Consider the following 9164-nt stretch of genomic DNA (forward strand, 5'->3'; position numbering starts at 1 on the left):
TTAAAAAGTAATTTAGGAGATTAATATATTTTTCTTAAAGTCTTTTTATTATTTAGATAAATTTGATGCACTAATGCAGGTTTGAATAAAACATTTTCAATTGGAAAAAATAAATGTTGACAAAAAAAATAATAAAATACAAATGAAATCGATTTTGAATAAATCTAATAAGAGGTGTATTATGAAAAAGAAAATTTGTATGTTGTTGTTCTTAACGATTTTAATTAGTTCGTTGAGTCCATATTTTGTTTATGCACAAGAAGAACCTGTATTAGAATTAAACTATATTGATGAAAACACTATTCAAATAAAGGAAAAAGGTGTTTTAAAAACAATTAAAATATACGAAGATAAAGTATCAAAAGTTACAAAAGTAATTAATTAAAGCAGAGAAGTAGAAAGCACATTCTATTTAGATAAAATAGAAAATACATTGTCATCATCTATTACAAAAAAAGTAATTGATTTGGATAAAAAAGAAGCGGATTTTAGTTTTGTACCTAAATTGAAAAGCTATGGAGAAATTAAACCATTCGGTTATGATGGAGGAACTTGTCCTATAGGCTCTGAAAAAGCAATGCCTAACTTAAGATTTACTTATGCAGAGATTGTTTCTGCAGTAGGATGGGGTATTGAAATAGCGGCAATTGCTGGATTTTTATATGCTAGTGGAGTAGGTGCGATAGATATAGCAATGTTAAATCAGATACATGATTGTTTAGATGCAGTACGTGATTTAGGTGGAATTTATTTATCAAAATCTGGGATAGTTCTTAATGGCGTTGGAGTATGTCAAAGAAAGTGTAGAGGAAATGACTGCTATACAGCTTATTATTTTAATGTGAGAAGTGTCTACACATTTTAAACATTTGAAAGGGATGTTATGAAAAAAGATAAAAGGCAGAAACTGAGTTTAAAAAATTATATATTTAGCTTTGGAGCAACTTCGTGGATTTTAACTACTCCATTATGTGTGGATATTGGACATGGAGATTTTAATAATCCTACGCCGATAAAGTTTGAAGTCGTAATCTTTTTTATATTGACAATCCTAGGGATTTTAGCAAATCTACATTCAATTTTTATAAATAGGGAGTTAAAGTGGACTCAGAAGGGATTTGCTTTTATGGTAATTTTATGGCAATTATGCACAATATTGCTAATGAAAGCAATTATTGAACAAAAGGGTTTGTTTTTATAGTAGTTTGTATTAGTAACTTAAATACTTAAAATTAAGAGAGTGCTGAAATTAGCACTCTTTTAAATATTTAATCTTAAATTAGTGAAATATTAATTGTAGTGTGTTAAATTGAATTATATAAGTAATGTAAAAGGGAGAAACTTATGAATAGATATATAATTATAACAATTTTTTATATTGTTAATTTTTTCTAGAAGGATATATTGCAAATAGTTCATTAGATTTACGAAGACGAATTTACACAAACAAAAATCATTTTATAAATATTTAAAAGATGAAGGTAAAGATAGCATGTCTTCATTGGAAATTCCAATAGAAGAAGATATATACTTATTGGATTTGATGATAGAAAATAAAAAGAAAGATGCAATAAAATTTTTAATGGAAGAGCATAATCTATCTAAAAAAGAATGCACTGGACTACATTTATAATTTATAAAAGTTACATAAGGGTTAAAGAAAAAGCAGTTAACGATTACAATTAACTGCTTTTAAGTGTTGTTATAAAGTTTATTTTAAAAATTTGCTTTTAAATATTCGACAATGTCATCAGATTCATACATGATTTTGCCGTCGATATCAAGGGCAGGCACTTGAGTCTTGCCGCCTTTTTCAGCAAGTTCTGCACGCAATCCATCTATTTCATCTACGTTTAAAAGTTCAATAGTTTCAATTTTATTTTCGTCCATATATCTTAAAACTTTTAAGCAGTAAGGACATGTTGGTTTATAATATAGTTTTAAATTTTTCATTTTATTATTTATTCTCCTTTTGTTTTAAGGTAGTTCATGATATCAAGAGATTCGTACATAATCTTATCGCCTAAATCAAGAGCAGGCACTTGTTTTTTGCCACCCTTTTCAATAAGGTCTTCTCTTGCTTGAACATTTTCGTCAATGTTCACTAGTTCAACACCTTCAATTTTATTATCTTCTATAAATTTTTCTACTCTTTTACAAAAAGGACATACTGTTCCGACAAATAATCTTAAATTTTCCATTTTATAAGTCACCTCTATAATTTATTTACCCTGAAAACTGCTTATTAAACAAATATGCTAAAGTGTGTCAAGATAACATAGTTATGATGATAGTTTAAAATATCGTGAGCACAATCAATTGATTTGTTGTAGTATATAAATAAACAATCTATGGAGGCGTGTTAATGGACGATAGATTAAAAATAATTGTGAGAAATACTATAATTCATATAGTGTTGTATCTTTTAGCTAAAATGTATTTTGAATATAATGGTATAGCGCTTCACGGAAATTTATTAGTTGCTATTTTGTCGAGAAGATTACTTATGCTATCGATATTTTTGGTTAGTTATTTAGAAATCAATTATAAAAAATAATTATGAGTTGAGATAAATTTTATAGTTTTAAAAATTTAAGAAAGCTCTAAATTTGCATATTTTAAACATAGTTAAGTCCAAAGTTTATATTTTTTGGTATAATGAATCAAGTAGAGGTGAGATCATGAATTTATTTAATGATTTTAGCGACAATGTTTCGGATTTAAAGGATAATTTACAAAGAATAGTCAGCAAAATTGAAAAGAACTCTAAACAAATCAAGGACCAAACTCAGCTTAAGGTTGAGTTGGTAAAAGAAGAGAGCAAGTTAAGCGCACAGTATAGAAAACTTGGAGAGTATGTGTTCAAATTAAAAAAAGAGAGCGCTACAGTGGACATTGATTTTGAAGAGAATACAATTGCTGAAATTGACAGGCTTTTAGCTCGAATAGAAGCTATTAAAAGCAAGTATGAATACGTAAAGTCATTTTCTAATTTTAAATCTGATGAAGTAAGAGATGAAAATAAATATATAGATGAATGAGAAGGAATAGTTTTGGAAAAAAAGTATATAGATTTGGGCACAAAGGTTGCTTATTTTGAAAGAGAGGGCGAAATTCCCTTGGTGCTTCTCCATGGATGGGGAGCGAATATAGAGTCTGTAGTGCCGATAATAAATGCGATAAGTCCTAAATATCATGTATATGCTTATGACTCAGCGGGCTTTGGAGATTCTGAAGAGCCGAGAGAAGTTTGGGGCACACATGATTATGAAGAACTTTTGGAACGTTTTTTGAGCAAGATGAATATAGAGAGGGCAACTTTTGTAGGGCACTCTTTTGGTGGAAAGACTCTTAGTATTTTTGCGGCAAAACATCCGGAAATGGTAGATAAATTAGTTTTGGTAGATGCCTCTGGGGTGATACCTAAGAGAAGTTTAAAGTATTATTTTAAGGTCTATTCTTTTAAGTTTTTGAGAAAAGTTTACACGACATTTTCAAGCGGAGATAAGGATGAAAGGCTTGAAAAGTTTTATAAAAAGTATGGCTCTGATGATTATCAATCTTCTCAAGGAATTATGAGAAAGACTTTTGTAAAAGTAGTAAACGAATCTACTGAAGAATATTTTGAAAAGATAAAAGCTCCGACACTTTTGGTTTGGGGAGAAACTGATGATGCAACTCCACTGTATATGGCAAAGGTGTTTGAACAAAAGATAAAAGATTCGGGATTGGTTGTATTAAATGGGGGACATTTTAGTTATATTGATGACTATGGAACATTTAGTGCAGTATTAAAATCATTTTTAGGATAGGAGAAATATGGATATTTTTGAGAATATGATGATAGGGACTATTATATATTTTGTAATAGGGATAGCAGTTTCTATTTTGAATTATAAGTCTATTACAAAGAGAAGTGAATTTCCAATTCACATGCTTCAACTTGAAGGTTATGAAACGGAAGAATATACAAAGTGGATTGCTGAAAATAAATCAAAAATGAACAAGTTTGTATATGAAAAAGCAATAGAAGTAAAATCTCCACTTGTGTGGACTGATAGGGCTAAGAGACTTTTAAAAAGACATCAGGCGACAAACATTATATTTATAAGTGCTTTATTAATTGTTGGCTTTGTGGGATTTTTATTTAACCCAGCGTTAGGTTTTGCATTTTTAATTTTGAGCAATATAGTTTTATACTACTACCAATACAAGGTGCTTGAAATTTCAAACAATAGACAAGTTCCTGTTGAAGAAAAAATCAATATGGGATTTTATACTAACGCCCAAGGTAAGATAAGAGAGTTGAAAAAAGACGGATTGAAAGTTTTGGGGATAACAGGTTCTTTTGGGAAGACATCTGTAAAATTTATTTCTGATACAGTTCTTTCAGAAGGACTTAGAGTTAAGAACACTCCATCATCTTACAATACACCAATGGGACTTTCAAAAGTAATCAACAATGATTTGGATAAGAGCTATGAAGTGTTTATTGCTGAACTTGGAGCGAAGAAAAAGGGAGAAATTGACGAGGTAGCTAAACTTGTACAACCTGATATAGGTATAATAACAGCAATCGGACCAACTCATATGCACCTTTTTAAGACAATAGAAAATATACAAAATACAAAGTATGAGTTAATTGAAAACTTACCTGAAGATGGCGTGGCAATTTTTAATTATGACAATGACTATGTAAAGCCATTATCAGATAAGACTAAGATAAGAACTATTAACTATGGAATTAAAGATATTGAAAAATTAGATGTGTATGCAAAAGATATAACAGTTGATGAAAATGGTTCAAAGTTCACTCTTGGAGTAAAAGACATTGGAGAGATACCTTGTGAGAGTAAATTGTTAGGCGTACACAATATATCAAACTTACTTGCGTCAGCTTGTGCGGGATATGTTCTTGGACTTAGTTTAGAGCAGATAAGCGCAGGTATTAAAAAGGTTGAACCGGTTGAGCACAGATTGAACATAGTTGATAGCGGAACTGGCGTAATAGTAATAGATGATGCTTTTAATTCTAATCCTGTAGGATTTAGAGCAGCACTTGATGTATTAAATGAGTTTAAGAGTGGTAGAAAAATAATAATAACTCCGGGAATGGTTGAGCTTGGAGATATTGAAGAAGAGGAAAATGAAAAAGTTGCGTCTGAGATTGCAAAAGTTTGTGACTATGCGATTTTAGTCGGACCTAATAGAACTAAGCCTATTCAAAGAGGGCTTGAAGCGTCTGGATTTGCAAAGGAAAATACATTTGTAGTTGAGTCTTTGACAAAGGCTACTGAAGTTCTTGGAAGTATTACTAAACCGGGAGATATTGTATTATTTGAAAATGATTTACCAGATAATTATAGTGAAAGCTGATTAGGAGGAAAAAATGGAAAATATAGTAGTAGTTTTTGGTGGCAGATCTGTTGAACATGAGGTTTCAGTTATCACAGGTATGCAAGTTGTAGAAAATATGGATAAAAAATATAATGCAGTGCCTCTTTATGTTACAAAAGGAGGAAAATTTTTATGCGGAGATAGTTTAAAGAATTTTAAAACTTTCAAGCAAGGAGATTTCAGCGAAACTTTTGAAGTATTTTTTAAACCTCAAGACCAATATTTATATAGAGAAGTAACTCAAAAGAGTGGTTTATTTGGAAAAGAGAGCACAACTCTTGAGAAATATATAAAAGTTGACTGTGTATTTCCAGCACTACACGGAACTTATGGAGAAGATGGTTGTTTCCAAGGTATGTTAGAGACAACAGGAGTTCCATACGTTGGATGTGGGGTTATGAGTGCGGCTGTTGGTATGGACAAGGTAATAATGAAAAAGGTATTTGAATCTGAAGGAATACCTATGACCCCATATTTCTATTTCTACAGAGAGGATTTTGAGAATCAAGACGAGATAATCAATAAAGCTGAGGAAATAGGGTATAATTTATTTGTAAAGCCAGCCAACTTAGGTTCTTCAATTGGAATTTCTAAAGTTAAGAATAGAGAAGAGCTAATTGAAGCGATAAAGGTGGCTGCGTCATACGATAGAAAAATAATAATAGAAAAAGCTGTAGATAATCCGAGAGAGATAAATGCAGCAGTTCTTGGATACCAAAATGATTTACAAGTTTCTGAACTTGAAGAACCTATTGGTTGGAAGGACTTTTTAAAATTTGATGAAAAGTATATCTCAGGTTCAAAGGGCGGTTCTAAGATGGATGGCATGGCAAATCAATCTAAGAATTTACCGGCGAATGTCACAGAGGACATAAAAAATCAAATTCAAAATTATGCAAAGGTTGCTTTTAGAGCAATAGACGGAATGGGAGTGGCTAGAATAGATTTCTTGCTTGATGGCGAAAAAGTATATGTAAATGAAATCAACACACTTCCAGGTTCAATTTCTTTCTATTTATTTGAAGTAAGTGGAATTAGCTTCACTGAAGAAATAAATAAATTAATTGAATTGGCATATAAGAGGTTTAATCAAAAATCTAAAAACATAACCTCTTATGATTCAGATCTTCTAAAGAAGACGACATATGGAGCTAAGTTATAATGATAATTGACAAAGTGTACGACAAGTTAAAAGACTCAAGTCCAATGACAAAGGACAAAATATACAAAGTATTTGAAATAGGTAAACAAGAGAAATCTGCATTTGACAAAGTTTTAAAAACATTGGAAAAAGATGGAAGAATTTTTTTTGACGGACAAAAATACATTCCTATAGATGGACAAAAATATAGACGTGGTAAAATCCAAGGAAATGAAAGAGGTTTTGGATTTTTACTTCAAGCTGATGAAGATGTATTTATATCTCAAAAAAACTTATCTTCTGCATTAAATGGAGATGAAGTATTAGTTAAGGTGTTAGATGGTTCAACAGGACATTCTCTTGAAGGAAAAGTAATACAAATAATTGATAGAGGGAATAAAACTGTTGTCGGAACTTTTCAAAAGAAAGAAACATTTGGGTTTGTGGTTCCGGATGATGATAAGATAGCTTTTGATATATATATAGCTAAAAAAGACATTGGCGGAGCAAAAGACAATCAAAAAGTAGTAGTTAAGATAAAAAAATGGCCTGAAGAAGGTAAGAAACCTGAGGGAATGATAGTAGAAATTTTAGGTTACAAGGGCGAAAAAGGTGTGGACATAATGAGCATAGCTCGAGATATGAACATACCTACTGAGTTCTCAAAAGCTGTTAAATCAGCTGCAAGAGAAATTCCTCAAAAGGTTACAGAAAAGGACTTTGCCGGAAGAAAAGACCTTAGAGAGCTTACAACTTTTACAATTGACGGAGCAGATTCAAAAGATTTTGACGATGCAATTTCAATTGAAGAAGTAGACGGCAATTTAAGACTTTGGGTTCACATAGCTGATGTAAGTCACTATGTCAAAGAATCTGATGAAATAGATAAAGAAGCATACAAGAGAGGGAATTCTTACTACTTAGTAGATAAGGTAATTCCAATGCTTCCGGAAGAGCTTTCAAATGGAATTTGCTCATTAAACGAAAATGTAGACAGATTGGCGTTTTCTGTTTATATGGATTTTGATAAGAATGCAAAATTAGTTGGACATAAGATAATGAACACAGTCATAAATTCAAATAGAAGACTTGTTTATACAAATGTGAGTGACTTTTTAGAAAATGGGACTGTTCACGAATCTGTAAAAGGTTTAGAAGAAGATTTAACTAAGATGAATGAGTTAGCTTTAAAACTTAGACATAAGAGAATGGACAGAGGCTCAATAGATTTTGATTTTCCAGAGGCATACATTGATGTAGATGATAATGGAAAAACAGTAGATGTAAGAAGAAGAGAGAGAAGAACAGCTGATAAATTGATCGAAGAGTTTATGTTGATTACCAATGAGGTAGTGGCTGAAGAATACTTCTGGATGGAAATACCTTTCTTATATCGTATACATGAAAAGCCTGATGCTGAGAGAGTAGAAAATCTTAATAAGGTTTTGAGACACTTAGGCTTGAAATTAAATACTCAAAATATGGAATCTAAAGATTTTCAAAAGTTGATAGAGAGTGTTAAGGGAAAAGATGAAGAGCTTTTCGTTTCAACAATAGCACTTAGAAGTCTTATGAAAGCAAGATATTCTGAAATAAATGATATACATTTTGGACTTGCAGCAAAATATTATTCTCACTTCACTTCTCCGATAAGACGTTATTCTGACCTTACTATTCACAGAATTATGAAAGATTTAATAAAAGGTAAATTGACAGAAGGTAGATTGAGATATTTAGAAGTGATGTTGCCGGAAATCGCAGACCACGTATCAGCTATGGAAAGACTTGCTCAAGATGCGGAAAGAACTGTTGAGTCTGTGAAGTTTGCGGAGTATATGGAAGATAGAATAGGCGAAGAATATCCAGCGATAATAACTTCAATAACAAGCTTTGGTATGTTTGCTCAACTTGAAAATACAATTGAAGGTTTAATTTCCTACCAAGACTTAGATGATTATTTTGAATATGATGCAGATAATTTCAAGGCTATAGGAAGAGATACTGGAAAAGTATATGACATAGGCGACAAAGTGAGAGTAAAAGTTGTTGGAGCTAACACACTTAAGGGAACAGTAGATTTTGTAATAACAGAAGATATTCAAGATATAAATATAAATCTTTCTAAAGAAGATAGGAGCGAGGAAGATGAGCGATAATACAATTGCCAGTAACAGAAAGGCAAGGCATGACTATTTTATTCAAGATACTCTTGAAGTTGGAATAGTGCTTGTTGGAACTGAAGTTAAGTCTTTAAGGCAAGGCAAAGCTAATCTAAAAGATTCCTATGCGTCAATCTCAGGCGGAGAAGTTTTTGTAGAGGGAATGCACATTTCCCCATACGAACAGGGAAATATTTTTAATGTAGACCCTATGAGAAAGAGAAAGCTTTTATTAAATAGGAACGAGATTAGAAAGTTAGAAAGAGAACTTACAATAAAGGGAAATACTCTAGTTCCATTGAAGTTATATTTGAAAAATGGAAGAGTTAAGATGGAATTGGCAGTGGCAAAAGGTAAGAAACTATACGATAAAAGAGACACCTTAGCTAAAAAAGATGCCGATAGAAAAATTCAACAAGCGCTTAAAGAAAGATATTAAAGAAAGTGGATGGCTTAGTCGTCCATTT

Annotated in this window: 13 protein-coding genes; 11 read left to right on the plus strand and 2 right to left on the minus strand. The window is 31.4% G+C overall.

Annotated elements, in window-relative coordinates; genetic code table 11:
* Positions 1-181 precede the first annotated feature (181 nt).
* The 4 genes from HMPREF9129_RS04015 (at position 182) to HMPREF9129_RS11925 (ending at position 1633) form a co-directional block, all read left to right on the plus strand.
* On the plus strand, positions 182-385 hold the full coding sequence (locus tag HMPREF9129_RS04015; protein ID WP_040552295.1) for a hypothetical protein: 204 nt from the start codon (positions 182-184) through the stop codon (positions 383-385).
* Between the two features lie 48 nt (positions 386-433).
* Entirely contained in the window at positions 434-865 is a 432-nt protein-coding gene (locus HMPREF9129_RS04020) for a hypothetical protein (RefSeq protein ID WP_004820601.1), read from the plus strand.
* An 18-nt stretch (positions 866-883) separates the two neighbouring features.
* Positions 884-1201: a hypothetical protein gene (locus HMPREF9129_RS04025; RefSeq protein ID WP_004820604.1), complete on the plus strand. Its 318-nt coding sequence runs from the start codon at positions 884-886 to the stop codon at positions 1199-1201.
* Positions 1202-1492: 291 nt separating this feature from the next.
* Positions 1493-1633 (plus strand): hypothetical protein, encoded by a 141-nt coding sequence (locus HMPREF9129_RS11925; protein ID WP_004820605.1) that lies wholly within the window; start codon positions 1493-1495, stop codon positions 1631-1633.
* Positions 1634-1716: 83 nt separating this feature from the next.
* Here HMPREF9129_RS11925 and HMPREF9129_RS04030 read toward each other — a convergent pair whose 3' ends face one another.
* Together HMPREF9129_RS04030 and HMPREF9129_RS04035 are read right to left on the minus strand one after the other, a co-directional pair.
* Positions 1717-1953: a glutaredoxin family protein gene (locus HMPREF9129_RS04030; RefSeq protein WP_004820607.1), complete on the minus strand. Its 237-nt coding sequence runs from the start codon at positions 1951-1953 to the stop codon at positions 1717-1719.
* 8 nt (positions 1954-1961) lie between these two features.
* Complete coding sequence (locus HMPREF9129_RS04035) at positions 1962-2201, minus strand: glutaredoxin family protein (RefSeq protein WP_004820608.1); 240 nt, start codon at positions 2199-2201, stop codon at positions 1962-1964.
* Positions 2202-2365: 164 nt separating this feature from the next.
* On the opposite strand from HMPREF9129_RS04035, the gene HMPREF9129_RS04040 reads away from it, so the two are divergent.
* From HMPREF9129_RS04040 to smpB, 7 genes are all read left to right on the plus strand, one after another.
* Entirely contained in the window at positions 2366-2557 is a 192-nt protein-coding gene (locus HMPREF9129_RS04040; protein WP_004820611.1) for a hypothetical protein, read from the plus strand.
* A gap of 124 nt (positions 2558-2681) precedes the next feature.
* The gene (locus HMPREF9129_RS04045) at positions 2682-3041 is read left to right on the plus strand and encodes a coiled-coil domain-containing protein (protein WP_004820612.1); all 360 of its coding nucleotides are present in this window, start codon (positions 2682-2684) and stop codon (positions 3039-3041) included.
* A gap of 12 nt (positions 3042-3053) precedes the next feature.
* Positions 3054-3812 (plus strand): alpha/beta fold hydrolase, encoded by a 759-nt coding sequence (locus tag HMPREF9129_RS04050; RefSeq protein ID WP_004820615.1) that lies wholly within the window; start codon positions 3054-3056, stop codon positions 3810-3812.
* Between the two features lie 7 nt (positions 3813-3819).
* The gene (locus HMPREF9129_RS04055) at positions 3820-5376 is read left to right on the plus strand and encodes a UDP-N-acetylmuramoyl-tripeptide--D-alanyl-D-alanine ligase (protein ID WP_004820616.1); all 1557 of its coding nucleotides are present in this window, start codon (positions 3820-3822) and stop codon (positions 5374-5376) included.
* 13 nt (positions 5377-5389) lie between these two features.
* The gene (locus tag HMPREF9129_RS04060) at positions 5390-6559 is read left to right on the plus strand and encodes a D-alanine--D-alanine ligase family protein (RefSeq protein WP_004820619.1); all 1170 of its coding nucleotides are present in this window, start codon (positions 5390-5392) and stop codon (positions 6557-6559) included.
* Positions 6559-8694, plus strand: coding sequence for a ribonuclease R (gene rnr, locus HMPREF9129_RS04065; protein WP_004820621.1), 2136 nt, complete (start codon positions 6559-6561; stop codon positions 8692-8694). The genes HMPREF9129_RS04060 and rnr overlap by 1 nt, the downstream gene beginning before the upstream one ends.
* Positions 8684-9136 (plus strand): SsrA-binding protein SmpB, encoded by a 453-nt coding sequence (smpB, locus tag HMPREF9129_RS04070; protein WP_004820623.1) that lies wholly within the window; start codon positions 8684-8686, stop codon positions 9134-9136. Before rnr ends, smpB begins: the two co-directional genes overlap by 11 nt.
* Positions 9137-9164: the final 28 nt, after the last annotated feature.

The organism is Peptoniphilus indolicus ATCC 29427 (assembly GCF_000227315.1).
Lineage (GTDB): Bacteria > Bacillota > Clostridia > Tissierellales > Peptoniphilaceae > Peptoniphilus > Peptoniphilus indolicus.

Bases quoted from the DNA above. Each gene is read 5' to 3' on its own strand.
- HMPREF9129_RS04035 (WP_004820608.1), bottom strand. From the start codon at position 2,201: ATGGAAAATTTAAGATTATTTGTCGGAACAGTATGTCCTTTTTGTAAA.
- HMPREF9129_RS04025 (WP_004820604.1), top strand. From the start codon at position 884: ATGAAAAAAGATAAAAGGCAGAAACTGAGTTTAAAAAATTATATATTT.
- smpB (WP_004820623.1), top strand. From the start codon at position 8,684: ATGAGCGATAATACAATTGCCAGTAACAGAAAGGCAAGGCATGACTAT.
- HMPREF9129_RS04015 (WP_040552295.1), top strand. From the start codon at position 182: ATGAAAAAGAAAATTTGTATGTTGTTGTTCTTAACGATTTTAATTAGT.
- HMPREF9129_RS04055 (WP_004820616.1), top strand. From the start codon at position 3,820: ATGGATATTTTTGAGAATATGATGATAGGGACTATTATATATTTTGTA.
- HMPREF9129_RS04060 (WP_004820619.1), top strand. From the start codon at position 5,390: ATGGAAAATATAGTAGTAGTTTTTGGTGGCAGATCTGTTGAACATGAG.
- HMPREF9129_RS04030 (WP_004820607.1), bottom strand. From the start codon at position 1,953: ATGAAAAATTTAAAACTATATTATAAACCAACATGTCCTTACTGCTTA.
- HMPREF9129_RS11925 (WP_004820605.1), top strand. From the start codon at position 1,493: ATGTCTTCATTGGAAATTCCAATAGAAGAAGATATATACTTATTGGAT.
- rnr (WP_004820621.1), top strand. From the start codon at position 6,559: ATGATAATTGACAAAGTGTACGACAAGTTAAAAGACTCAAGTCCAATG.
- HMPREF9129_RS04040 (WP_004820611.1), top strand. From the start codon at position 2,366: ATGGACGATAGATTAAAAATAATTGTGAGAAATACTATAATTCATATA.
- HMPREF9129_RS04045 (WP_004820612.1), top strand. From the start codon at position 2,682: ATGAATTTATTTAATGATTTTAGCGACAATGTTTCGGATTTAAAGGAT.